This is a genomic window from Microbulbifer agarilyticus, from assembly GCF_001999945.1.
GTDB classification, from domain to species: Bacteria; Pseudomonadota; Gammaproteobacteria; order Pseudomonadales; family Cellvibrionaceae; genus Microbulbifer; species Microbulbifer agarilyticus_A.
This window is the reverse complement of sequence record NZ_CP019650.1, coordinates 3,097,697-3,121,918: the sequence shown is the minus strand read 5'-3', so window position 1 is coordinate 3,121,918 and position 24,222 is coordinate 3,097,697. Positions and strand designations below refer to the sequence as shown.

Annotated in this window: 27 protein-coding genes; 14 read left to right on the top strand and 13 right to left on the bottom strand. The window is 54.9% G+C overall.

Annotated features, from left to right (window positions below):
* Positions 1-77: 77 nt before the first annotated feature.
* From Mag101_RS13025 to Mag101_RS13000, 6 genes are all read left to right on the top strand, one after another.
* A complete protein-coding gene (locus Mag101_RS13025; protein ID WP_077405794.1) occupies positions 78-827 on the top strand; it encodes a YfgM family protein in 750 nt (249 codons plus the stop codon).
* Entirely contained in the window at positions 824-2,008 is a 1,185-nt protein-coding gene (gene bamB / locus Mag101_RS13020) for an outer membrane protein assembly factor BamB (RefSeq protein WP_077405791.1), read from the top strand. Before Mag101_RS13025 ends, bamB begins: the two co-directional genes overlap by 4 nt.
* 149 nt (positions 2,009-2,157) lie before the next feature.
* Positions 2,158-3,555: a ribosome biogenesis GTPase Der gene (gene der / locus Mag101_RS13015; RefSeq protein WP_077405788.1), complete on the top strand. Its 1,398-nt coding sequence runs from the start codon at positions 2,158-2,160 to the stop codon at positions 3,553-3,555.
* Positions 3,556-3,627: 72 nt separating this feature from the next.
* Entirely contained in the window at positions 3,628-5,085 is a 1,458-nt protein-coding gene (locus Mag101_RS13010; RefSeq protein ID WP_077405785.1) for an NAD-dependent succinate-semialdehyde dehydrogenase, read from the top strand.
* Positions 5,082-5,834, top strand: coding sequence for a tRNA (N6-threonylcarbamoyladenosine(37)-N6)-methyltransferase TrmO (gene tsaA / locus Mag101_RS13005; RefSeq protein ID WP_077405782.1), 753 nt, complete (start codon positions 5,082-5,084; stop codon positions 5,832-5,834). The genes Mag101_RS13010 and tsaA overlap by 4 nt, the downstream gene beginning before the upstream one ends.
* Entirely contained in the window at positions 5,831-6,343 is a 513-nt protein-coding gene (locus tag Mag101_RS13000; protein ID WP_077405779.1) for a protein disulfide oxidoreductase, read from the top strand. Before tsaA ends, Mag101_RS13000 begins: the two co-directional genes overlap by 4 nt.
* Before the next feature lie 23 nt (positions 6,344-6,366).
* On the opposite strand, the gene yacG is transcribed toward Mag101_RS13000, so the two are convergent.
* Genes yacG through pilB form a run of 5 tightly spaced genes read right to left on the bottom strand, consistent with a single transcriptional unit; the run spans position 6,367 to position 11,073 of the window.
* The gene (yacG, locus tag Mag101_RS12995; RefSeq protein WP_077405776.1) at positions 6,367-6,588 is read right to left on the bottom strand and encodes a DNA gyrase inhibitor YacG; all 222 of its coding nucleotides are present in this window, start codon (positions 6,586-6,588) and stop codon (positions 6,367-6,369) included.
* Between the two features lie 9 nt (positions 6,589-6,597).
* Entirely contained in the window at positions 6,598-7,212 is a 615-nt protein-coding gene (gene coaE / locus Mag101_RS12990; RefSeq protein WP_077405773.1) for a dephospho-CoA kinase, read from the bottom strand.
* A 3-nt stretch (positions 7,213-7,215) separates the two neighbouring features.
* Positions 7,216-8,100 (bottom strand): prepilin peptidase, encoded by an 885-nt coding sequence (locus tag Mag101_RS12985; RefSeq protein WP_077405770.1) that lies wholly within the window; start codon positions 8,098-8,100, stop codon positions 7,216-7,218.
* Between the two features lie 12 nt (positions 8,101-8,112).
* Positions 8,113-9,324, bottom strand: a complete 1,212-nt coding sequence (locus tag Mag101_RS12980; RefSeq protein WP_077405767.1) for a type II secretion system F family protein — start codon at positions 9,322-9,324, stop codon at positions 8,113-8,115.
* A gap of 36 nt (positions 9,325-9,360) precedes the next feature.
* Positions 9,361-11,073 carry a type IV-A pilus assembly ATPase PilB gene (pilB, locus tag Mag101_RS12975; RefSeq protein ID WP_077405764.1) on the bottom strand — a complete coding sequence of 571 codons (1,713 nt, stop codon included), beginning with the start codon at positions 11,071-11,073 and terminating at the stop codon, positions 9,361-9,363.
* A 284-nt stretch (positions 11,074-11,357) separates the two neighbouring features.
* Between pilB and Mag101_RS18260 the strand changes: the two genes are divergently transcribed.
* The 3 genes from Mag101_RS18260 to Mag101_RS12960 all read left to right on the top strand — a co-directional run bounded on the left by Mag101_RS18260 (position 11,358) and on the right by Mag101_RS12960 (position 13,810).
* The gene (locus tag Mag101_RS18260) at positions 11,358-11,957 is read left to right on the top strand and encodes a pilin (RefSeq protein WP_269466557.1); all 600 of its coding nucleotides are present in this window, start codon (positions 11,358-11,360) and stop codon (positions 11,955-11,957) included.
* A 91-nt stretch (positions 11,958-12,048) separates the two neighbouring features.
* Positions 12,049-13,479: an O-antigen ligase family protein gene (locus Mag101_RS12965; protein ID WP_077405757.1), complete on the top strand. Its 1,431-nt coding sequence runs from the start codon at positions 12,049-12,051 to the stop codon at positions 13,477-13,479.
* Between the two features lie 82 nt (positions 13,480-13,561).
* Positions 13,562-13,810: a YdcH family protein gene (locus Mag101_RS12960; protein ID WP_077405754.1), complete on the top strand. Its 249-nt coding sequence runs from the start codon at positions 13,562-13,564 to the stop codon at positions 13,808-13,810.
* Between the two features lie 51 nt (positions 13,811-13,861).
* On the opposite strand, the gene Mag101_RS12955 is transcribed toward Mag101_RS12960, so the two are convergent.
* Entirely contained in the window at positions 13,862-14,260 is a 399-nt protein-coding gene (locus tag Mag101_RS12955) for a DUF2750 domain-containing protein (protein WP_077405751.1), read from the bottom strand.
* Between the two features lie 68 nt (positions 14,261-14,328).
* Complete coding sequence (locus Mag101_RS18330) at positions 14,329-14,649, bottom strand: DUF333 domain-containing protein (protein WP_077405748.1); 321 nt, start codon at positions 14,647-14,649, stop codon at positions 14,329-14,331.
* A 41-nt stretch (positions 14,650-14,690) separates the two neighbouring features.
* On the opposite strand from Mag101_RS18330, the gene Mag101_RS12945 reads away from it, so the two are divergent.
* The gene (locus Mag101_RS12945; RefSeq protein ID WP_077405745.1) at positions 14,691-15,356 is read left to right on the top strand and encodes a peroxiredoxin-like family protein; all 666 of its coding nucleotides are present in this window, start codon (positions 14,691-14,693) and stop codon (positions 15,354-15,356) included.
* A gap of 51 nt (positions 15,357-15,407) precedes the next feature.
* On the opposite strand, the gene Mag101_RS12940 is transcribed toward Mag101_RS12945, so the two are convergent.
* From Mag101_RS12940 to can, 4 genes are all read right to left on the bottom strand, one after another.
* On the bottom strand, positions 15,408-16,175 hold the full coding sequence (locus Mag101_RS12940; protein ID WP_232325021.1) for a glycerophosphodiester phosphodiesterase: 768 nt from the start codon (positions 16,173-16,175) through the stop codon (positions 15,408-15,410).
* 240 nt (positions 16,176-16,415) lie between these two features.
* The gene (locus Mag101_RS12935; RefSeq protein WP_077405739.1) at positions 16,416-16,961 is read right to left on the bottom strand and encodes a flavin reductase family protein; all 546 of its coding nucleotides are present in this window, start codon (positions 16,959-16,961) and stop codon (positions 16,416-16,418) included.
* A gap of 110 nt (positions 16,962-17,071) precedes the next feature.
* The gene (locus Mag101_RS12930) at positions 17,072-18,742 is read right to left on the bottom strand and encodes an FAD-dependent oxidoreductase (protein ID WP_077405736.1); all 1,671 of its coding nucleotides are present in this window, start codon (positions 18,740-18,742) and stop codon (positions 17,072-17,074) included.
* Positions 18,743-18,867: 125 nt separating this feature from the next.
* Complete coding sequence (gene can / locus Mag101_RS12925) at positions 18,868-19,524, bottom strand: carbonate dehydratase (RefSeq protein ID WP_077408313.1); 657 nt, start codon at positions 19,522-19,524, stop codon at positions 18,868-18,870.
* A gap of 228 nt (positions 19,525-19,752) precedes the next feature.
* On the opposite strand from can, the gene Mag101_RS12920 reads away from it, so the two are divergent.
* Together Mag101_RS12920 and Mag101_RS12915 are read left to right on the top strand one after the other, a co-directional pair.
* Positions 19,753-19,941, top strand: coding sequence for a hypothetical protein (locus Mag101_RS12920; protein ID WP_077405733.1), 189 nt, complete (start codon positions 19,753-19,755; stop codon positions 19,939-19,941).
* A gap of 57 nt (positions 19,942-19,998) precedes the next feature.
* The gene (locus Mag101_RS12915; protein WP_232325020.1) at positions 19,999-20,496 is read left to right on the top strand and encodes a GNAT family N-acetyltransferase; all 498 of its coding nucleotides are present in this window, start codon (positions 19,999-20,001) and stop codon (positions 20,494-20,496) included.
* 45 nt (positions 20,497-20,541) lie between these two features.
* Here the strand turns inward: Mag101_RS12915 and Mag101_RS12910 are convergent, their stop codons facing one another.
* Positions 20,542-21,387: an SPFH domain-containing protein gene (locus Mag101_RS12910; protein WP_077405730.1), complete on the bottom strand. Its 846-nt coding sequence runs from the start codon at positions 21,385-21,387 to the stop codon at positions 20,542-20,544.
* Between the two features lie 66 nt (positions 21,388-21,453).
* The gene (locus tag Mag101_RS12905; RefSeq protein ID WP_010132599.1) at positions 21,454-21,915 is read right to left on the bottom strand and encodes an NfeD family protein; all 462 of its coding nucleotides are present in this window, start codon (positions 21,913-21,915) and stop codon (positions 21,454-21,456) included.
* Between the two features lie 282 nt (positions 21,916-22,197).
* Here Mag101_RS12905 and Mag101_RS12900 point away from each other — a divergent pair, with 282 nt between their 5' ends.
* Entirely contained in the window at positions 22,198-22,920 is a 723-nt protein-coding gene (locus tag Mag101_RS12900) for a hypothetical protein (RefSeq protein WP_232325019.1), read from the top strand.
* A gap of 85 nt (positions 22,921-23,005) precedes the next feature.
* Positions 23,006-24,199, top strand: coding sequence for a phospholipase A (locus tag Mag101_RS12895; protein WP_232325018.1), 1,194 nt, complete (start codon positions 23,006-23,008; stop codon positions 24,197-24,199).
* The last annotated feature ends 23 nt before the right edge of the window (positions 24,200-24,222 follow it).

Genomic DNA, 24,222 nt, shown 5'->3' with positions numbered 1-24,222 from the left:
CAGCGCTGAGGCGGGTAGCGCCTCAACGTGCGAACAGCATCTCAAAGAATTGGTATTGGGAATAAGGCAAATAACAAATGGCAGACCATCTGACAGAAGAAGAACAAATTGAATCCATCAAGCGCTGGTGGAAAGAAAATGGCACTGGCATTGTCACCGGTGTGGTACTGGCGCTTTCTGCTTATTTCGGCTGGCAGTGGTGGCAGGGCAAGGAGCGCGGCGATGCCGAGGCAGCTTCCAACCTGTACCAGAGCTTTGTCGCTGCGGTTTCAGCTAATGAAGGCAGTCCTGACAACAAACAGCTGACTACCGCCAAGTCTCTGGCGCGTGAGCTGAAGGACGATTTTGGCAAGCGTATCTACGCGACTCAGGCATCCCTTGAGCTGGCTGCGCTGGCCGCCGAGTCCAATAATCTGGAAGAAGCCGCCAAGCAGCTGCAGTGGGCACTGGATAACACTGGTGACGACGCACTGAAGTTTGTTGCCCAGCGCCGCCTTGCTGCGGTCAAAGCCGCACGCGGTGAAACCGGCGAAGCTTTGAAGCTGCTTGAGGGCGATGTGCCTGCAGCATTTGCCGGACTCTACGCGGAAACCCGCGGCGACATCCTCGTGCAGCAAGGTGACAAAGATGCCGCTCGCGCCGCCTATCAGGAAGCGCGTGCCCAGTTGCTGCCGGAGCAGGCTGCAGGCTCCCGTCTGTTGGACCTGAAAATCGAAAGTTTGGGCGATGCGCCTAAATCCGATGAAACTCCGGAAGACGAAGCGGTGTCTGAGCCCGGTAATGAAACCGAAGCAGACGAAGCCGACAAGGAGAGCACCCCGCAATGATAGGCACGCACACCGGTAACCGCTTCGCGGCGGGCAAGGCACTTAACCGAATTCTTGCCGTGGCTCTGGCCGCGGTCATCAGTGCCTGTGCTTCCAATGAAGAAAAGGAAGACACGGACCCCGTCGAGCTGACTGAAATTCAGGAGAGCGTGCGGCTGACCGAAGTGTGGTCCACCAATATCGGTGATATTGATGCGCTGCGCTACGCCATGCTGACGCCTGGCTTGATCGACGGAAAAATTATTGCCGCCAACAGCGACGGCGATGTGGTCGCGTTGGATCGCAGCACCGGCAAGCGCGTGTGGAAAACGGATATCGAACGCTCCATCAGCGGCGGCGTTGGCGTTGGCCTGGGTATCGCGGTTGTGGCAGATTTCCGCGGCCGCGTTGTAGCACTGGATTTAAATACCGGCGAGCAGCGCTGGGACACCCAGCTCAGCGGTGAGGTTGTTTCTACTCCCGCGGTAGGCGCCGGAATGGTGGTTGTGCAGACCGTAGACGGCAAGCTTCTCGGCCTCAATGCGGAAACCGGCGCACAGACTTGGCGCCATAACACCGCATTGCCGGTACTGACCCTGCGTGGTACCGCGAGTCCGGTCATTTCTGGCGGTGTTGTGTTTGCCGGTCTGGATAACGGCAAGTTGATTGCCCTGAGTGCTACCGATGGAATTACCCGCTGGGAACAGCGCGTTGCCATCCCGCAGGGAACTGCGGAGCTGGAGCGCGTAGTGGATATTGACGGTGCGCCTCTGGTGCGCGGTGAATTGGTATTCGCTGCCAGCTACCAAGGGCGAGTTGTTGCGCTGTCCCGCGAAGATGGCCGCGGCCTGTGGGCGCGCGATGCCTCTACCAACCACGGTGTTGCCGTGGGTGCCGGTCAGGTATTCCTGAGCGACGCCGACGGCAGTGTCCACGCCTACAATGTAGGTAATGGCCAGATTCAGTGGACCAACAGTGAATTACTGCGCCGTCAGCTCGGTGGCCCGGCCTATTTTGTGGATGTGGTTGTGGTTGGTGATCTGGACGGCTATCTGCATGTGCTGGATCCGACCTCCGGTCGTTTCGTGGGCCGTACCCGCATTGACCGCGATCCGATCCGCATTCCGCTGCTGGCGGATGGAAATCTGTTGTTTGCGCTGTCTGATGACGGTGAGCTGGTGGCTCTGCGCCTGGAGCGCTGAAACAGCAGCGCAAGCGCCAATCGCGTTGCCCCGGGTTTGCTCCAGGGGTAAGCAAAACCGCTCTGGTTTAACTATCGCCCGCAGTATGCGGGCGTTTGTATTTATGGTCTGGCCCAGTTGAGAGGCCAGTTTTTGAGTATATTCAATTTATGTTGCCTGTAATCGCCCTGGTTGGGCGCCCCAATGTGGGTAAATCCACCCTGTTCAATCGCCTGACCAAGAGCCGTGACGCCCTTGTGGCTAACTACGCCGGTCTGACTCGCGACCGTAAATATGGCGAGGCGGAATTCGAGGGCCACAAAATGATCCTGGTGGACACCGGGGGCATCAGTGGTGGCGAGGAGGGCATCGATGCGGCCATGGCCCAGCAGTCCATGCAGGCGATCGAAGAAGCGGACTTTGTCTTGTTCCTGGTGGATTGCCGTGCGGGCCTGACCCCGGCGGATGAGATGATTGCCGAGCGCCTCCGCACCCGTTCCAAACCGACCATTCTGGTGGCTAACAAGGTGGACGGGGTGAACCCCGATATTGCCCTGGCACCGTTTTACGAGCTGGGGATTGGGGAGCTTTTCCCGACCACCGCTACCCACGGCCGCGGTGTTCGCTCGCTGATGGAACGCTTGGTTGGCGACCTGCCGGAAGTGGGCGAAGAAGAGGTCGTGGACGAGGCCAGCGGCATCAAGATCGGCATCGTCGGTCGCCCGAATGTGGGTAAATCCACCCTGGTAAATCGCTTGCTGGGTGAAGATCGCGTGGTGGTATTCGACCAGCCCGGTACTACGCGCGACAGTGTGTATATCAATTACGAGCGGGACGAAAAGCCTTACACCATTATCGATACTGCGGGTATTCGCCGGCGTAAGAACGTCAAGGAATCGGTGGAGAAGTTCTCCATCGTCAAAACCCTGCAGGCGGTGGAAGACGCTAACGTGGTGGTGCTGGTGATTGATGCCAGTGAAGGCCTGGTGGATCAGGACCTGCACCTTATGGGTACCGTGATTCAGTCTGGCCGCGCGCTGGTTGTGGCGCTGAACAAATGGGATGGCCTGGACCCGGACCACCGCGACTTCGTGAAAACCGAACTGGAACGGCGTCTGCGTTTTGTGGAATTTGCCGATATCCACTTTATCTCTGCCCTGCACGGCACCGGTGTCGGTAACCTGTACGAGTCTATCGAAGCCGCGTATCAGTCGGCCACTGACAAGCTCTCCACGAACCACTTGACGCGTATTCTGCAATGGGCGGTAAGTGAGCACCAACCGCCACTAGTGAACGGTCATCGCATTAAGCTGCGCTATGCACACGCAGGCGGGCAGAATCCGCCGGTAATTGTGATTCATGGTAACCAGACCAGCCAGGTGCCGAATCACTATGTCCGCTACCTGGAAAAAACTTTCCGTAAAGCGCTGGACCTGCACGGTACCCCAGTGAAAATTGAATTCCGCACCAGCGATAACCCATTCGCAGGTAAGAAAAACAAACTGAGCGACCGCCAGAAGGCGAAGAAACGTCGCCTGATGAAGTTTGTTAAGAAAAAGAAAAAATAATTGAATTGGCTGGGCGGCACATTATATGTGCCGCCCTTTTACTGTCGGCTACCACAAGGAAGAGGCTCTGACATGCCGAAGCTCAACGACTCTGATCTGCTCCGCACGCAATCCTTTATCAACGGCCAGTGGCTGGATGCCGACAGTGGTAACACCCTGGAGGTTACCAACCCGGCCAATGGTGAAACGGTTGCCTCCATCGCAAGTCTCGGTGCTGCCGAGACCCGTCGCGCCATCGAGGCCGCCAACGAAGCCTGGCCGGCGTGGCGTGCACTGCCGGTAAAGCAGCGCGCGAAAATTTTGCGTGACTGGTACAACCTGATTATCGAAAACGTCGATGACCTGGCCGCAATCCTAACCGCGGAGCAAGGTAAGCCGCTGGCGGAAGCAAAAACTGAAATTACCTACGGCGCCAACTACCTGGAGTGGTTTGCCGAAGAGGCCAAGCGCGCTTACGGCGATGTCATCGCCCCACCAGCCAATGACAAGCGTATTGTCGTGATCAAACAGTCGGTGGGTGTAACCGCTTCCATCACACCGTGGAATTTCCCCAGTGCGATGATTGCTCGCAAGGTGGCCCCCGCATTGGCCGCGGGCTGCACGTTCGTTGCCAAGCCCGCATCGGAAACACCGCTCTCTGCTCTGGCGCTGGCAGTACTGGCGGAAAAGGCCGGCGTGCCCAAGGGCGTGTTTAACGTGGTGGTGGGTAAAAGCTCGCGGGAAATTGGCGGCGAGATGACCAGCAACCCGCTGGTGCGCAAATTCACCTTTACCGGCTCCACCGCGGTGGGCAAGCAATTGCAGGCCCAGTGTGCGGAAACCATCAAGAAAACCTCTATGGAGCTCGGCGGTAACGCCCCATTTATCGTGTTCGACGATGCAGATATCGACGAAGCGGTAAAGGGCGCAATCATCTGTAAATACCGCAATGCCGGGCAAACCTGTGTCTGTGCCAATCGCATCCTGGTGCAGGAAGGCGTGTACGATGAGTTCGCACAGAAATTCTCTCAGGCGGTGAATGGGTTAACACTGGGTAATGGCGCTGACACTGGTGTTGATGTTGGCCCCATGATTAACCCGGGCGCGGTTAAAGATGTTGCGACGTTGGTGGAGGATGCATTAAGCAAGGGTGCCAAGGCGCTGAACCCGGGCGGCCCGAGCGAACTGGGTGAGTGCTTCTATACCCCTGCGGTATTGGGGGATGCGAACGACACCATGCGTTTGTTCAAAGAAGAAATTTTTGGGCCGGTTGCACCGCTGTTTAAATTCAGTACCGAAGAAGAAGCCATCCGTATAGCCAACGATACCGAGTTTGGTTTGGCCTCGTATTTTTATGCCCGCGACATCGGTCGAATCTGGCGTGTGTCGGAAGGGCTGGAATACGGCATGGTCGGTATTAATGAGGGCATCATTTCCAATGAGATGGCGCCTTTCGGCGGTATAAAAGAATCCGGCAGTGGCCGCGAAGGTTCCAAGTACGGCATCGATGATTATCTCGAGATCAAATACCTGTGCATGGGTGGCATTTGAATATCCCAGCGCTGAGTATTGAGCCCGTCGCCATCACCCACTCCTGCTTTACGGATAAATTCGGCATCCCGCGCCAGCCTCTGCTGGCGGATGCTAGCCGTGCATCCCTCGAGTTACTACCACCTTACAACGACCCGGAGGCTGTCGCCGGCCTGGAGCAATATACCCACCTGTGGCTTACCTGGCAGTTTCATCAGGTGGCTGGGCAGTGGTCTGCCAAGGTCCGCCCTCCACGTCTTGGAGGCAATAAAAAAATGGGCGTATTTGCCACCCGCTCCCCGTTTCGGCCGAATAATATTGGCCTTTCCGTCGTGCGACTGATTGAAGTGCGCGTGCATAAAGCCAGTGCGCGGACAAAAGTCGAAATTATCATTGCCGGTGCCGACCTGCTAAATGGCACACCGATTCTGGATATCAAACCCTATATTCCTTACGCCGATAAAGTCCCAGAAGCTGCCAGCGACTTTGCGGATACCGCGCCGGCCGCAACGCAGGTAAATATCCCGGATCCAATCGCGGAAGTTGCGCGAAACTTCAGTGATGAGTGGGGCACCGACTTGATGGCACTAATTCAGCAGGTGCTTGCGCAAGATCCCAAGCCCGCGTACCAAAAGCCCGATCCATCGCGAATCTACGGGATGGAACTTTGCGGGTTTAACCTGCAATGGCGCTATGGGGATGACGGAATTCAAGTAACGGCACTTTCCCCGCTCGAGTCGAATGTAATTACCGAAGGAAATAGCGAGTGAATATAAAAGGCGGGCTGCGGTCCCTGGTTAAGTTTGCGCTGCTCGCGGTATTGGTCGTGGTCGCGGTTTCCTGGTATCACGCCCGCAGTATGCCCAAGGGGCAGGCACCGGACTTACTGGCGCCGGACATTAATGGCTTGCCGATTAGTCTGCAGGGTATGACTCAGAAAGGCCCCGTGTTGATTTACTTCTGGGCAACCTGGTGCGGCTATTGCCGAGTGGTATCACCGGCGGTGTCTGATCTATCCAAGGACTACCAGGTAATCAGTGTCGCCCTGCAATCCGGCACGCCAGACGAAGTGGCCGCTTACCAGCAGGAGCACAATCTCAAGTTCCGCACCATCAATGATCCAAGTGGTGCACTGAGTGCCAGCTGGGGACTAAAGGTTACCCCGACCATTGCCATCGTGGACAGTTCCGGTGAAGTCAGTACCGTAACTGCCGGTATGGCGTCCCGTTTGGGATTGAAAGCGCGGCTGTGGTGGGCGCAGGTGGGCAAAGGCAGTTAAACAGATCGTGTCTTCCGACACGATTAGTGGCGGGTCTTGGCAGGATCCAGGTCTTCGCTCATCACATCGTCAAATACTGGCTGGCCGGGAATCTTGTGGCCCTCGCTGGCCCACTCTCCGAGATCGATCAGCTTGCAGCGCTCACAGCAGAACGGACGGTGCGGGTTGGCTGCGCTCCACTCCATCGGCTTTTTGCAGGTAGGGCAGGGCACGGTTGGTTTGTCTGGGGAAGAATGATCGGACATGGATAACGGCTATTCCGGTTTGGTCGCCAGTTGGACGTACTGCGCGTGCAAGGCATCCACCTGAGCGTTCAGGGCTTCTAGAGAGCTACTATTATCCAGAATATCGTGGGCCTGTGCACATCGTTCGGCGCGCGGGAGCTGCGCGGCCATGATTTTGCGGATCTGCTCTGCTGAGTTACTGTCTCGCGCAGTGGCACGGGCAAGCTGCAGCTCTTCTGGAATATCCACCACGCAAACCCGCTGCACCAGCGCCACCTGGCCGGATTCAACCAGCAGTGGCGATTCGAGAATCGCGTAAGGCGCGCTGTGGGTTTTGTAACTGGCGTTCAATGAGGAAATAATTTCCTCGCGGATAAGTGGGTGGGTCAGCTGTTCCAGCCAGCGTCGCTCCTCGGGATTGTCGAACACCTGCTTGCGCAGCGCAGCGCGGTCCAGCTCCCCATTCTCCAGCAGTATGTCGGCACCGAAGTGCTCGGTAATGGCGGCGAGCGCCGGCCGTCCGGGCTCTACCACCACACGTGCGGCGATATCTGCGTCCATTACGTTAACGTCGTGATGACGAAAGCGCGCTGCGGCGGCAGACTTGCCGCTGCCGATACCACCGGTCAGCCCGACAATAAACATGGCTTAGCTATTCAGTCCAGAGATATGGAAATACCAGCCCATAATTTGCTCGCCCCACAGCATGGCAATCCAGGCAGCTCCGGCGAGATAGGGACCGAAGGCAATTGGCAGATTTTTGTCGCGCCCTGAAATGAGTGTCCACAGGATACCGGCCAAGGCACCTACGGCTGCAGATAGCAGGATCACCAGCGGCAGCACCTGCCAGCCAAACCACGCACCAATAGCCGCGAGGATCTTAAAGTCTCCGGCTCCCATACCTTCTTTGCCTGTCACCAGTTTGAAGATATGGAATACCCCCCACAGCGCCAGATAGCCGGCGATCGCCCCGATCACCGCATCCTGAAGTGGTACAAATACACCCCACAGATTGATTAGAAGACCGGCCCACAGCAGTGGAAGCGTAATACTGTCTGGTAGTAGTTGTTTGTCAAAATCGATCCCAGTCAGCGCGACTAACGTCCAGGTAAACACTACCCCAGCTAGCGCCTGCCAGGTAAAGTCCAGCTGCCAAACCACGATAGCGGTCAAAATGCCGGTTGCCAGTTCTACCAGCGGATAGCGCTTGGAGATGGACGTACCGCAGTTGCCACACTTACCGCGCAGCAGCAGGTAGCTGATGATGGGAATGTTCTGCCAGGGTTTGATTTCCTGATTGCAGCTGGGGCAGTGGGAGTGGGGGAGAATCAGGTTGTAAGTCTGGCTGAGCAGCTTCTCTTCTTCTGCCGGAGGTGTCTTGTCAAAGTAAGCGTAGAAATCCCGCTGATACTCCCGCTCCATCATGATGGGCAGGCGATGGATAACAACATTCAGGAAGCTGCCGATTAGCAGGCCTAAAATAAAAGCGCTGCTAATAAGCAGCGCTGAGTGTGAAAAATTTGGATCAAACATTTTGAGGAGCTATTAAATAACTTGACCGAGCTGGAAGATCGGAAGATACATGGCGATCATTAGTCCACCCACCAAAATTCCCAAAATAGCCATAATCATGGGTTCAAGAAGTGTGGTGAGGTTGTCTACCATGTTATCCACTGCTTCTTCATAAAAATCTGCTGCTTTACTGAGCATCTCATCGAGTGCACCTGATTCTTCTCCGATAGCGGCCATTTGTACCAGCATCGTCGGGTAGAGTCCCGACGAGCGCATCGCACCGTTCAGCGGAATACCGGTCGCAACTGAATCTCGAATCTTGTATGTCGCCTCCTCATAGACGACGTTACCGGTGGCGCCGGCTACAGACTTGAGTGCGTCGATTAGCGGTACACCTGCAGCAAAAGTGGTTGATAGTGTACGCGCAAAACGGGCCGCAATCGAGTTGTAGGTTATTTGACCCAAAATAGGGATTTTGAGCATTAATCTGTCAAAGAAGTTTGCAACATTTTTATTGCGTTTTTTAACCTCTAAAGTCCCGCCTATACCTACCACTAGGGTAATAAATGCAATTAACCAGTTGGCTTGCATCCATTCTGAAATTCCCAAAACGAACAAAGTAAAAGCTGGCAAGTTCGCGCCGAAGCTAGAGAAAGTGTCGGCAAATTGGGGGACTACTTTGATTAGCAGAATAGAAGTAACAATGACGGCAACCACCAGAACGGCAATTGGATACGTCATTGCTTTCTTAATTTTCGCTTTAAGCGACTCAGTTTTCTCTTTGTAGGTCGCTATTCGGTCGAGCATGGTTTCTAGGGCACCGGATTGCTCACCTGACGCAACTAAATTACAGAACAGGTCATCAAAGTACACTGGGTGTTTACGTAGTGCATCAGCAAAGGCAGTACCTGAAGCGACTTCGTCGCGGATTTTAAATATCAGATCCTTAAGTCCTTCATTGTCTAAGCCATCAGCGACGATTTCAAAGCTTTGCACAAGGGGAACACCGGCTTTCATCATAGTCGCCATTTGCCGGGTAAAAACTGCGATATCGGCCGGTTTGACCTTTTTGCTGGCACCGAATAATGGTTTCGGCTTCTTCTGCACCTTGCTGGCGATGATTCCTTGACGACGCAATTGCGCCTTGATTAGCGCAGGATTGGTCCCACTAATCTCACCCTCTACCCTGTTGCCCTTGGCGTCCACGCCCTTATATACGTAGGCGACTGCGGCGGAATTGGCCATGGTCTTGTTCCCGAGTTTTTATTGGTCGATCGAAATTTAGTCTTTGGTTACTCGATTAGCTTCTTCCAAGCTAGTCACACCCATTACTACCTTGCGCAGCGCCGAAGTGCGGAGATTATTAAAGCCTTCCTTTTTGGCTTGATCTGCAATTTGAATGGAGTTGCCTCCCTCCATTATAATGCGTGAGATTCCGTCGGTAATGCGAACCACTTCATACACACCCACGCGTCCTTTATAGCCTTTGGAACAATGTTCACAGCCCACAGGTTGGTATATTTGCCATTCAGACTTTGGAATTGTGACCGCATCAAAGCCTTCATCGGCCAACACTTCTTCTGGTAGTTCTGCGGGTTTTTTACACTCTCCACAAAGTCTCCGTGCCAAGCGTTGAGCAATAATTACACTGACAGACGTTGCGATATTGAATGTGGGAACGCCCATATTCATCAAGCGAGTCAAAGTCTCTGGGGCGGAATTGGTGTGCAAGGTGGATAACACCAAGTGACCTGTTTGCGCCGCTTTGATGGCGATCTCTGCGGTTTCCAAATCCCTTATCTCACCTACCATCACAATATCGGGGTCTTGCCGCAAGAAGGAGCGTAAAGCCTCGGCGAAATTTAGTCCTACCTTGGCGGAGACGTTAACCTGGTTGATGCCTTCAAGGTTAATTTCCACCGGGTCTTCCGCCGTGGAAATGTTTCTTTCTGGGGTATTAAGTATATTCAGGCCGGTATACAGAGATACCGTTTTACCCGAGCCCGTGGGGCCAGTTACCAAAATCATCCCCTGCGGTTGTGCGAGAGCATCGAGATAGAGCTGTTTTTGCTCTTCTTCGTAGCCCAGAGCATCAATACCGAGCTTTGCGGAGGATGGGTCAAGAATTCGCAATACAATCTTCTCACCCCACAGGGTGGGTAGGCTGTTGACTCGAAAGTCGATGGCCTTGGTTTTGGATAGCTTCATCTTTATTCGGCCATCCTGAGGTACCCGGCGTTCGGAAATATCCATTTTGGACATTACTTTGAGGCGTGCTGACAATCTGGTAGCGAGCTGAATTGGAGGGCGTGCAACTTCGTGCAGCACGCCATCTGTGCGCAGGCGCACTCGATAGGACTTCTCATATGGCTCGAAGTGTATATCTGACGCCCCTGTGCGGATGGCATCGAGCAGGACCTTGTTTACAAAACGTACAACGGGGGCTTCGTCTCCTACGGCGTCGCTGTCATCCTCTCGCTCTTGCTCGCCTCCATCGATGTTGAGGCTGTCGAGATCATCGTCGTCTAGCCCTTCCAAGCCACCACTAATATCACCGCTGTTTGCCAAATAGCTTTCGATTGCCTTGGCAAGCTTGTCCGCTTCGACCAGTACCGCTTCAGTGTTCAGGCCGGTATTGAAGTTAATCTCGTCAAGGCCGGCAAGGTTGGTTGGGTCCGCGACAGCAACAAACAGCCTGTTAGCTCGCTTATAGAGTGGAAGTGCGAAATGCTTGGTGATCAGCTTTTCGTCGAGTACATCCTTTGGCAACAAATCGAAGTTGTAGCTAGACAGGTCGAATAGAGGGGAGCCGAACGCTTGGGTGGCTATGTTGGCCAATTCCCGGCTCTTGATCAGTTTTGCCTCTACTGCGTGTTGGGCAAAACTCTGTCCCTCGCGTTTGGCAGCCTTTACGGCGGATTGTGCGGTGGGCTCGTCGATAGCCTTGTCGATGACCAGTCGCTTGGCTAGTCCGCTCAGAGGGATGCTGCTCATAGGAAATGCTTTGCGCTTAATGTGATTGTTTTTTGTTCTGTATCGGCGACTTGTTTAGAATTTCCGCCAGCCTCCCAATATAGCGAATTCGCTGCTGACCGCCAATTGTTGAAAAGCTAATTGCATCACGATGTTAAGTTAGAAAGCTAAACAAATCTGTGAGCAAAGCTAGGTTGCGTACCCACGTCAGGCTATTGATCAAGTTCTGACTGACAATCTGTGTCACCTAGAGCATTGATTTGATTAAAAAGTGATCGGTATGTATGTTGCCTATGCAGAGGTTAATGGTAAAAGATCTCAAATGGAAAATTCTGGTGGGCTATCGTGGTTGCGCGTTTTGCCACAATCCCTGTATGGTATCTGCCGACTTCCTCACGGGATTTCGTCCAAAAACAACAGTCTGTATGGAGACGGTTACAATGAAAAAGCAACAGGGTTTTACTCTTATCGAATTGATGATCGTAGTTGCGATCATCGGCATTCTGGCTGCAGTGGCACTGCCAGCCTATTCTGACTACACCAAGCGCGCAAAAATGAGTGAAGCGCTGGGCTTTGCTGCGCAAGCGAAAGCTGCTGTAGCTGAGTCTATCCAGGCTTCTGGTTCTGTACCGGCAAATAATACCGCTGCGGGTCTCGATGCAACTCCGGCTAACATTACTTCTACTTATGTTGAGTCTGTAACCGTTGCAAATGGTGTGATCACTGTTGCGATTCAGGGTACGAATGATAATACTCTCGACGCAGCAAGTGTTGTCCTGACCCCGACTCAAGATGATGGTACAACAGCTGTTGCCGCTGGTTACGACGGTGCTGTGATTTGGAACTGCACCGTGAGCAGCAACGCAGTTGCGAAGTACTTCCCGTCTTCCTGTCGTGGAACCTAAGAGTCGTTGATTCTTGGAAAAAGGCGGGCATTGCCCGCCTTTTTTGTTTCTGGTTAGAAATGTGCTTTGGCTATCAAATAAGTAGTAAGACATGGAGACATTGCGGGGAAAAGAACACTCGAATTGGTTAGTAGTGCTGTGCGTAGGCTCTTGCATAGTTTGGTTTTTTCTTTGCTTAAATATCTTTGACTTTGACTTTGACCTGCCGGTAACGCCCTATAACCACAAGCGTATAATGCAGGTTGCTTTAGTCAGTCTTCTTTGCTCATTTTTTTTAGTCCCTTCCTATCGCCACGTCGTTCGATCTGTTCTTGAAGAGTCCCTGCTAATTCGCTCTTGGTTAGTTTCCCTCGTATTCATCAGTGCGAGCGGATTACTAGCCGATAACCCTTTACACTCTTTTTTTGAAAGCTTGCATTGGTTGTTTTTGCTCTCAGTGTTTTGTGTAGGGTTTTATGTTGCTAGGCAAGGGATGGGCGGGGGTGTCTTACTAGGAATTCTATTGCTTCACGGTTTGATGCTATTGAAAGCATTAGCGTTTTTAATGTTTGAGCTGGCCGCAAAGGTGCCAGTGCGAGCGGAAATGCTTTATCCCGGTGTAGAGAACACCAGATTTTTCAATCAGGTTCAGGTCTTTATGGTGCCACTGCTGTATGTGTGGCTTGCGCGGTCAAACTACAAAACTATTGCGTGTTTGTTTTTGTTTATAAACCTTCTGTTAGCGTTTGCTGGTGGAGCCCGGGGACTATTGGTCGGCTTGATTGCTGGTGGTTTGGTGGCGTATGTCTTGCTTAAACCTTGGCGTGCTGAAGTCCTGAAGGCAGCCTGTGTTTGTGTTATAGCTTGCGTTTCCTACTTATTGTTGCAACTGCTAAGCGAAGTAGGTGAGCGAGCAGATGCTTTTCGGGCCCATTCATCAGGGCGGATTACAATATGGATAAATTTAATTGAAGCTCTTGGCCCGGCTCACTTTTGGCTGGGCGAGGGTACTGGATCTTTCTCTTACCATGATTTCAAGCGGCATGAAGGGCATCCGCATAATAGTTTGCTCCAATTCATTTACGAATGGGGGGCTCTCGGGGCTGGTGCTGCGATAGTCTCTTTTGCTTGTGTATTGCTCAAGGCATATAAATTCTTCAACCAATCAGATAATTGTCAACATCAATTGGATATTACAGCCGGACTTGCTGTGTCCCTTGTGTCAGCTGGGTTTTACTCACTTTTTAGTGGCTTGGTAGTGATGCCGATGCCGCAGACCTTACTATTTCTGTTTGCTGGAATTTTATTGGGAGGCCTTCCTGATTACTTGCAAAGTGAAGTGGCAGGTGTGCATGCCTCACCAAAGCTACCTGGAGGGAGTTGGCTCACTTATAGATATTTGGTATGGGGTGTAGCTTTCATATTATTCGGAGTTTATCTTCACCTGTTTGGCACATACTTACTGCAGCAAGCTGAGCTACCTGAGGTCTTCAAGGGGCCTAGGTTCTGGGCGCAAGGTGCGCAAATGAAGTGGGAAATTTGACTAGTATTAGAAGCGGGGATCGTGTGAGTGTGTTCTCGACATTAATATATTAGTAACCAAATACAAATGAGGAGCTTTTTTAATGACTATCCCCTCTCACGTCCTCGAAACCGAATTCCCGGATCTTGCCGATAGCATCCGCCATCTTGTCCAGGACAGCATCCAATACAAGAACGACCACGACGACTACCACAAGCTCGATAAGGCTATCCGTGGCCTAGAAGAGCGTGGGGTGGCGACGGATGACCACCACTTCAGAGAGTTGAAAACAAAGCGGGCGCGACTTAAAGACCAGCTGTATACGCAGGCCAGGAATTATCGCTCCCACTGAGGCGCTTGGGTCGCGCCCTGTTTAGGGGATGTTGGAAACTAGTCTGTCCGGTCAGAAACGAGCCAGTTCGTCGCGCAGGTCCTGCTCCAGATCCTTTGGCTCGCTGATCCATACGCTGTTGTCGGCGCCGGGAAAGACGCCGACTTCGATACCATCTTTGTTCAGGCCTGGTAGCCAGCGGTTTAGGAACTGGGGCAGGGGAATGCTCTTGGGCGTGAGTTCGTTGCTGTCTTCGGCACAGTTTTGGGAATAGTGCTCGGCGAAATCACTGCTTGGCCAGATTGGCAGGTATTCGAAGCCGCCGTCTTCTTCACCGTGCAGTTTCAGGAAGTGCTCGTCACTGTTGATTAGAATCCAGATCTCTCGCTCTTCACCCACGGCATCTAGAAAATATTCAAAACGTTCCTCGGCGGTCTGTGCCAATACGCTTTGCAGGTGATCGTTGCTCATTTTTTCTCTCACTTCTGCCGGTTCGCGCGTTGACGAAACGGCAATTCGCTATTCAATTGGCTCGCAGTTTACGGGTTTTGCCGCTCAATTACTTCGCACTGTTTTTCCCGCATTAACTTCCATGCATCACACTCGCGCCCGTCGGGTATCGTACAGGTACTGACCTGATCGCCAGTGGGCTGCGTATAGGTCCCCGGCCTACCGCCGATTTTGGCGCAGTGTTCCGCGGCTGGATTGCTCTTATCGAGTACTGCTTTGCCCTCATTGCCTTGCCGGTCGCTGCAGGCGCTGAGTAGCGGAAGTGCGGCAATCAGGAGTATTGGGTACAGTACAGTGCTGATAAGTACACGGCGTACATCTGGGGTTGTGTGTATCAATGTTGGGCGCATGTTCCGTTTTCACCTGTCATAAATGTAATCAAGGAGTTTTGATGAAACGTTTTGTTTATCTGGCCGGTCTGCTGGCCTGCCTGTCTGGGCTCGCTCAGGCGCAGGATATCAAGTTGCCGGAGCGGCTTCCGGAGCTGTCGGTCACCGACGAAGCGGCTTTTGGCACTGCGGACTCAGGCGTGAAGCCGGGTGCAAAGGTGGCCGATTTCAGTGTGCTCGACCATAAGGGTAGCCCTGTATCCCTGGAGGCTCTGGCAAAAGACAAGGCACCGCTGCTGGTGATCTTTTACCGGGGTGGCTGGTGCCCATACTGCAACGTGCAGATTCGCCAGCTGGCGGAGGCCTGGCCGGAATTCGAGAAACGCGGCGTTACCCCGGTGCTGGTGAGTGTGGATAAGCCGGACGCCAGTGCCATGGCCAAGGCAACTTATGAGATTCCCTTCCCGGTGCTGTCCGATCCAGACCTGAAGGCGCATGAGGCGTTTGATGTAATTATCGAGATCGATGATGCCACCGCCGAGAAGTACAAGACCTATGGCATTGTGCTGGAGGATTGGTCCGGGCGGGATCACCACAAAATCGCGGCCCCCGGTATCTTCCTGCTGGATAAGGCGGGTACCGTGGAGTGGGCCCATGTGTCCAAAGACTACAAAACGCGCCCCAGTGTCGAGCAGTTGCTGAATATGCTGGATAACCGTGGGCAGTAAATAGGTGGAAACATGGCTGGTGGGGACGGCTATTGGCGTGCTCGCCAGTGCTTACTGGGCCTTTACGCCGCTGGAGGTCTGTAGCTGCTGGGCCACCAGCTCCGCGGTTTTGGTGGCGTTGTAATCCATGATCAGCTGAGGTTCATCGGTAAATACGCCGTCGGCGCCCATAGCGGCGACCAGGTTCAGGTCGTGTGGATGGTTTACGGTAAATACGTAGCTTTTCAGGCCGCGTTTGTGCCCGTCGGCGATAATCTCGGGGCAGACAAAGTTGAGGCTGTGGTGCAGTGAATAGGCTTCCAGCGGTTCGGCGCAGGCGGCCAGGTCCAGCGGCACGCCATCAATGAGTACGCCTCTGCGTACCTGTGGAATCAACTGCAGGCATTGATAAACCTGGCGGTGGTCGAAAGATGACAGGATGTATTGCTCGTAACTTGCGCCATTATCGTGAACGTAGGCTTCCAGCTCTTTTGCCGCCAGCGCTGCGCAGTTGGGGCCCTTGAGTTCGATATTGAGTTGCACGTTGTTGCCGATCAGCTCCAGTACTTCCCGCAGGGTGGGCACCTTTTCACCGCCCGGCAACAGCATTTTGCGCAGCGCGGCGGGGGCCATATCTGTCAGTAGCTCCTGGCCCGCGAGCAGGCGTCCCAGACGACGGTCGTGTTTGACGATCAGTTCTCCCCCCACATTCCACACATCAATTTCCACACCGTCGATATCGAACTCCAGTGCGTGAGTGATGGCCTGCAAGGTATTTTCCGTGGCGCGCTTGGGGTAGCCACGGTGAGCAAAGCAAAAGAGAGTGTCGCTGGTTCGCATCTCGACGTCCACGATGGCGGAGGTCTCCCAAGGGTGTACCAGAAGTATGACCACGAGGTGACAGCGTCACAAATACGCAGGGTAGAAAGTGCCGGAATTTTTTAGATCATTTAACGAAACACGAAGGCGCGTTTATAACTGAACGGCTTTACGGTGGTTCGGAAGGGCTTATGTCGAAGTTTTGCGAGGGGGGGAGGAGGAAAGCGGGCGCCGCGAAGCGCCCTGAGAGGAGCGGCCAGCTTACTGGCCGGCAAGTGCCCGGTATTGACCGCAATGGAAGACCAGTGGCTCGCCGCCCGCGGCGGAAAACTCCACCACTTCACCCAGCAGGATGGTGTGGTCGCCACCCTCGATATTCTGCACGCGGCGGCATTGGAAGGTGGCTGCGCAGTCATCTAGCTGCGGCACGCCATTGGCGCCCTTGTGCCATTTCACCTGACCAAACTTGTCGGCACCGCGGCCGGCAAACAGGTTGGATACGTTTTGCTGGTCGCCTTTCAATACGTGTACTGCGAAGTACTCACCTTCGGTGTAGGCCGGGTAGCTCATGCAACCGCGGTCGATGCTCCACAGGATCAACGCAGGGTCCAGGGACACGGAGTTAAAGCTGTTGACGGTCATGCCGACCGGCTCCCCCTGCGCATTCAATGCAGTGACCACGGTCACGCCGGTGGCGAACTGCCCGAGGGTATCGCGCAGGGCGCGGGCACGCTCAGCCTTGGCCTGTGCGTCTGCGGCAGGATTTGCTGTTTCCCCGGAGGGGGTGGGTTGGGTGGATGCCGTCATACTTCGTTTAAATTGTGTACAAAAAATGTGCGGGCGGCCATTCTACGGGAAAAGTGCCGCCGATGCGTGATTTTCTTTCGTTGGCCACTGGAGCCGCAGGTGCGCGGCGATCAGGGTTCCATCAGAGGCGGGCAGCGCTTGCTCAGGCTGTCGCGCTGGGCGATACCGCTGCCGGTGAGGGCGAAACCGAGCAGTTGGCCATCGTTGCTCAGGAATTCTGCGACGATACCGTCTTCGAGTTTGGTGACCTTCCAGTCCGCGGTGCCTTCGACAAAGCTGCCGGCACGCGGCGGGCACACTACCGTGGGGCGCAGGGTGGTTTTCACCGCGACTGGCAAAGTGCCGTACTGCACTTCGGCGCTGGTGCCGGCAAGAGTTTGTGCCAGGGCGCGTGCACTCTGGGTTAGGGGGGCAACAAAGAACAGATTATGGCCATCGACTTCGGCGCAGTCGCCGAGCGCGAAGATATCCGCGTCGCTGGTTTGCAGCGCGCGATTAGTGACGATCCCGCGTTTGATGGCGAGTCCTGCGCTTTCCGCCAGTCCAACGTTGGGCTTGAGGCCGAGGGCGGCCAGTGCCAGGTCCGCTTCGATGACGCTGCCGTCGGCCAGTTGCGCGCGAATACCGCCAGCATGTTGCTCGAGCTTGGTGACGCCGGCGCCGAAATGGAAGCGCACGCCCGCCTGCTCAAGCGCATTCTGGATATCGCGGCCCGCAGCTTCTGGCAGCAGGGTGGCCAGTGGCCATGCCTGTACATCCACCACACCCACCGAGTAGCCCGCCTGAATCAGGTCGTTGGCGAATTCACAGCCAATCAGGCCTGCACCGATTAGCAATACGCGCTTGCGGTTGGCCAGTGCGGTGCGGAAGCGGTGATAGTCGGAAAGATTATTGACGCGGAACAGGCGCGACATGCCGTTGCCTTCCATCGGCGGTAGCGGCGTGCAGTTGGCACCGGTGGCGAACACCAGGCGGCCATAAGGCAGCTCGGCGCTGATACCGCCGTCGGAAACCAGCGACAGCAGTTTGGCATCGCGATCCAGGTTGGTGACGTGGGTGTGCACCAGGATCTCCGCGTTCAGTTCCCGCGCCATGTCTTCGGCGCTGGCGGTCGCCAGTTGTTGCGGGGTCTTGCCGTGGGCGAGGGAAGCGGACAGCAGTGGCTTGGAATAGAAGGTGCCGTCGTCGCCAGTGATCAGGGTCAGCGGGGTGCGCTGGTCCAGCTTACGGAACTCTTTTGCCAGGTGGTAGCCGGCGAGGCCGGTGCCAATAATCACCAGTGGCAGGGTGTCGTCCAGCTCCACGGGTGCGGCTTCTGCCTGTGCCGCCGGGAATGCTTCCGGCTCGGGCTGGCTAACCAGCACCATATCGAAATCTTCTTTGCCCACACCGCATTCGGGGCAGGTCCAGTCATCGGGGATGTCTTCCCAGCGGGTGCCGGGAGCAATGCCCTCTTCCGGCGCGCCTTTGGATTCGTCGTAGATCCAGCCGCATACCATGCATTCCCAGATGCGGTTGGCGGAGGTCTGTGCTGAGGCAGCCGGTGCGGGAGTAGCGGCTGCCTGAGGGGCGGTGCTCACTTCGGGTTGCTGGGTGGGCGCATTGGCAACCACGGCCAACATTTCGAATTCATCTTTGCTGGCGCCGCACTCCGGGCAGGCCCAGTCGTCGGGCACGTCTTCCCAGCGGGTACCCGGTGGGATGCCGTCATCTGGTGAGCCTTTGGCCTCGTCGTAAATCCAGCCACAAATCTGGCATTCCCACACGCGGAAGTTGGACATGGTTACCCCTGGAAACTGCTTTATTCATTAAGGTGACCAAGCACTGGTCAGACTTTCGTGGCAGAGGAGTGTAGGGAAAAACGCGGGGAAAGTTAAGGAAGCGGAACCGGTGTTGGCGGAGTGCTTTAGTCTTTATCGCGCTGGGCGATGCCGGTGAGAGCCTGATGGTAGATGTCGTTGACCTGCTCGGGGCTTTCAATGGTCAGCTGCAGGTCTTTGATCAGTCCGTTATCGAGGCGATAGACCCAGCCGTGAACCGCGACCTTCTGCCCCCGCTCCCAGGCATCCAGTACCGGCGGCGACTGGCACACGTGAATCACCTGTTCCAGCACGTTCAGTTCACACAGCAGGTCTCCACGCTGGTGCTGCGGGAACAGCTCGATCAGGGTGTGGTGTTTGTCGCGCACATCCTTGACGTGTCGCAACCAACTTTCGATCAATCCCATACGGGTATCTTCCAGCGCGGCATTGACCCCACCACAGCCGTAGTGCCCGACCACGAGGATGTGCTTCACCTGCAAAACTTCCACCGCGTACTGCAGCACGGAAAGGCAGTTTAGGTCGGAAGGTGCGACGACGTTGGCGACGTTGCGATGTACAAACAGTTCACCGGGCATCAGTCCAACGATCTGATTGGGCGTAACGCGGCTGTCCGCAGAGCCGATCCACAGGTAGTCGGGAGACTGCTGTGCGGAAAGGTCGCGGAAAAATTCCGGTGCCTGTGCTCGGGTGGTTTCCGACCAGTTGCGATTCTTTTCGATCAGGTCTCGAAGTTCAGACAAGGCAATCAATCCGTCGGTTTGCGGTGAATTGGCAGAATATCCTGATTGTAACCACTGGGGAATACGTCGAATTTCCAGACATGGATGCATCTGTGTAGCGCGCAGCTAGCGGCCGCTTTATGCCTTCTGCTAACCTGCCAGCTTGCGCATGAGACACAGCCTTGGACAAAGGCTTTAGACAAAGGCCCTAGCCAGCCGCGCATACCAGATCAACAAGGAGACCGAGCCATGGGACTTCGCAGTACCAAAATTCGCCGGCCGCGCCGCTTTAACCGACATAATGCGGTGCAGTCGCGGCGCCGAAAAAAAGTGCAATGGCTCACGGGGCAGCGCGCGCGTATTCGCAATTACCGCCGTTTCTTCGAACGCCAGAATGAACTTGTGGCCGAGGCGGAGGCTGGTCGGGCGCAGCAGTAGATACTGTCTCGATGCACATTTGTGCGTATTTCTTGTGAAAAGCAAAGGAATTGAGAATTGGGAAGTTCCGATAAAGAGATTGTCACGGTGATCGCAGATTACCGCGATCGCAAGCAAGGCGCTGATTTGCTGGCCTTGTTGAATGAATATGCCCTGGACCCCTGCGGTGGGGGTGAGCCGCTGCCAGAAATTTGTAACGAGCAATTGCTGGCGCGTTTGACCGAGTTTCCCGGAGCCTTTTCGGTCCTGGCCTATCGCGGCGAAGAAGCCGTTGGTTTGACGAATTGTTTTATGGGGTTTTCCACCTTCGCGTGTAAGCCGCTGGTTAATATTCACGATGTGGTGGTGAGCGCGTCGGCACGGGGCGCGGGGATATGCACCAAGATGTTCGAGCATGTGGTGGCAGAGGCCAAAGCGCGAGGGTGTGCCAAGATCACTTTGGAGGTATTGGAGAAAAATTTGCCAGCGCAGGCGGCGTATCGCAAGTGTGGGTTTAAACCTTACGCACTGGACGAAGAGTTTGGCCAGGCGGAATTCTGGCAGCGCTACCTGTAACCCGTGATTGGGTCTGTTAGCGCTGCCAGATTCATATCGAGTTGATCAGCGGTTAAGCAGTCCTTTTACCGCATTCGGCAGGTCGGCCGGGAAGATAATGTTCTTGGCATTGTCAGAGGTCGACAGCCCTTCCAGCGCGTTGATATAGCGCTCACCCAACAAGTACATTACCGGCATTTCTTTTTCGCCGATGGCCTGGGTTACCCGTTCGATGGCCTCGCGGCTTGCATCGGCCAGTACTACCTGGGCTTTTGCATCGCGCTTGGAAGCTTCCAGACGGCCATCGGCTTCCAAGATCGCCGCCTGTTTTTCACCTTCCGCCCGAGTTACCGTTGCCCGGCGCTGGCGTTCCGCAGCAGCCTGTTCTTCCATCGCCTTCTGCATGGTTGCGGACGGGTTGATATCCTGGATCTCAACCGTCTTGAGGTTGATGCCCCAGTCGGCAATATCGTCGGAGATCGCTTCTTTCAGCTTCGCCTTGATCAAATCGCGGGAGGATAGGGCGGAGTCGAGGGACATCTCACCAACAATGGAACGCAGTGCCGTCTGCACCAGGTTCTGGATCGCAATTTCGTAATCTTCCACCCCGTATACCGATTTCTCCGGGGATATGATGTTGATGTAAGCCACAGCGTTGGCAATGATGGTGGCGTTATCGTGGGTAATCACTTCCTGCGACGGGATATCCAGTACGATATCCTTGGTGGTTACCTTGTAGGGCACCTGGTCTACGTAGGGAATGATGACATTCATGCCCGGGTTTAAGGTGCTGTGGTATTTACCCAGGCGCTGCACGATGTGCTTGGAACCCTGCGGCACAATGCGGATGCCCATGCCGATGGTAATGATTACCAGCACAACCAGTGCCAGTACTACGGATAATCCTTCCATTTAATTTCCCCAATTCAGGTCTTGTTAGCTTCTTATTTAGTGCTTTCGGGTGCTGTATCTACAGGCCTACAGTGGGCCGACAACCAGCGTATTGCCGGAAATATTCAGCACCTTCACGCGCTCGCCTACGGCAATTTCGCTGGTGCTCATAAACATCCATTCGTCCTCGCCCAAAATTGGTGCGGGAAAGCGCAGGCGTCCACGGGCTTTGCCAATATTGGTCTCGATTACCGAGCCCACCTGACCGGTGAGCGCTTCCAGCGCCATGCCCGAGGTGGTGCGATCTTTCCAGTTGGGTTTAATGAATTTTTGCCAGAGAAATACCAGCGCGATGGATAGTCCCGCCCAGATCACCAGTTGCGCAGTAATTGGCATACCTACCGCCATCAGCAGAACGCCCATAAACAGTGCGGCCAGGCCGAACCAGAAAAGAACAAACCCGGAAACAAAAATCTCCGCGGTAACCAGCAATAAGCCCAGCACCAGCCAGTGCCAGTAGGCGATATGTGTATTGAGCCATTCCAGCATGATGGCCTTCTCCTTGGTAATGCGTGAATTTCCTAACGCCCACGATGTGCGCGCATGTTAGCGGGAGATTATGCCCCAATCCCATCTGGCGCGCGCACTATTGCGCAAAGCCCGCTAATTCTGTGATTAATTTTCCACCATAAAGCCGGTAAAACTTGTCGAATAACTGTGCGGTGTGCTGAAAAATGGCCCGCGAAAAGTTCGCGAAAACTTCATCAAAGCGCAGCAAAAGTGGGGGTGTGTGCAATACTTTCCGCAGACGACTCCAAGGACGGACTCCCCATGCAAATGACCGCTAACCTGGCTCAGGGCCGCTACCAATACAGTTGTGATGGCAGAACCATGCCGGTGCAGGACGACTGGCAATTGGGGCGCGATGCACAGGGCCGGCAATTACTGGTGAGTCGCCGCATGGTAGGCGAGCAGGGGCATGGGATCGAAGTGCGCGCGCTGATGGATGCGGGGCTGGTAACCGAGTGCCGGGTTACTTGGAAAGACGAGATGGATGAGGTGAATGCTCACTATCGTCTCGTCCCAAGTGATGGCGAGATTGCCGCTCTTGGCGATCCGATCGAAGTGGACTGGACCGGCCCTAACGGACCGCAACAGAAGTTGTTGGAAGGCGAGAACCGCCTGTTGTTCCCGCTGATGCGGATCTTTATGGGGCCGCTGCTGTTGCGCCTGTGCGATATGGAGTTCGGCTGTGAAGTAGTAGCGCCGGACATTGTGGACCCGTCGCAACGGGGCAAATTGCTGGCACCCAAGGTAAGCCACCGGCGCGCCGCGGTTATGCCCGGCGATGCCAATATCCAGGGGGTGCACGATCTCGGCCCGGACGTCACTGTATTCTCCTATCAGGGGGACGAGGCCGAGCGCGATGCCCACTGCTTTGTGGATCAGCGAGGACTGCTTGTAGGCTACGACTGGCCGAGTAGTACTGGGCGCCTGTGGCAGGTGCGCTTGCGCGAACTGGAGTGGTCCCCGGAGCTGGAAAGCCTCGTCTGAGCGGTCAGCAATAACTGACTCAACAACGATTCTCGGTATCCAATCCGTGTACACTGGCGGCCTTCGGTCTTCAGGAGCGCGTTCCTTGCCATTCTCCCGCTATCTTACCTCCCGTCTGCAGATTTGCCGTTTGTGGCCTTTGTTGTGTCTGCCCTTTGCGATTGCCGTTAACGCGCAGGAGATGCCACAGGAGGCTCGGGAGACTGCAGAAGTGAGTGGGCCAATACCTCAAGACGAGATGGCTGCAGAGCCGGCAGACGGCGGTGTCATAGCCCTGTGGCAGCTGGACGACAGTGGACAAAGTGAGGCTATTCGTCAGGAAAACTGCCTGCGTGAACAGTTAGTCACCGCGCCCGCCAACATTACGCTCGAAGAAATGCGGATTCGCTGTGAGTTGCGGGTACTGCGTGGCGACGAATATCAGGACGACACGCCCATTTTCGCGACCACGCCGGAAGCAGTCGAATCGCCCGATGGCCCGCGTATCAGCCAGCGGGCTCAGGCTATTCGCGACGCGGCGGAAAACCCCTTTACCCTGGCCTCGCACAAAACCAACTACCTGCTGCCCATCACCTACAACCCCTCTCCGAATAAGGGTGGGCTTGCAGACTATGACCCGGAAGGACTGATCGACCTGGACTCCATCGAGATTCAGTTTCAGCTGTCGGTACAGGTCCCCGTATGGCGCGGCTTTCTCGGCAAGGCGTCGTTTATGAGCTTCGCCTATACCAACCGCTCTTTCTGGCAGGCCTATAACTCCGACGATTCCGCACCGTTTCGTGAAACCAATCACGAGCCGGAGTTGATCATGACCTGGCTGAATGATTGGACCCTGTTCGGTATGCAGAACGTGGCCAACCAGCTGGCAATTAATCACCAGTCCAATGGTCGCAGCGAGCCGCTCTCGCGCAGCTGGAATCGCATTTACGCGAACTTTGTCTTCGAAAAGAATGATTACTATCTGGCGTTCAAACCCTGGTATCGCATCAAGGAAGACAGGGAGGAGGATGACAATCCGGACCTCGAGTTTTATCTCGGCCACTTTGAGCTGACCGGCGGGTTCGAGAAGGGTGAACACAACGTGTCGCTGATGCTGCGCAACAATCTGCGCTCCGACAACAAGGGAGCGGCGGAGCTACGCTGGAGCTTCCCCATGGGCCGCCGGGTGCGCGGTTATGTAAAATATTTCAACGGCTTCGGCGAGAGCCTGATCGACTACGATGAATCTGTACAGACCTTGGGCATCGGTTTTGAACTGGCCCGCAGTACCGGTATTTGATTGAAACGACTTTGCACGGATAG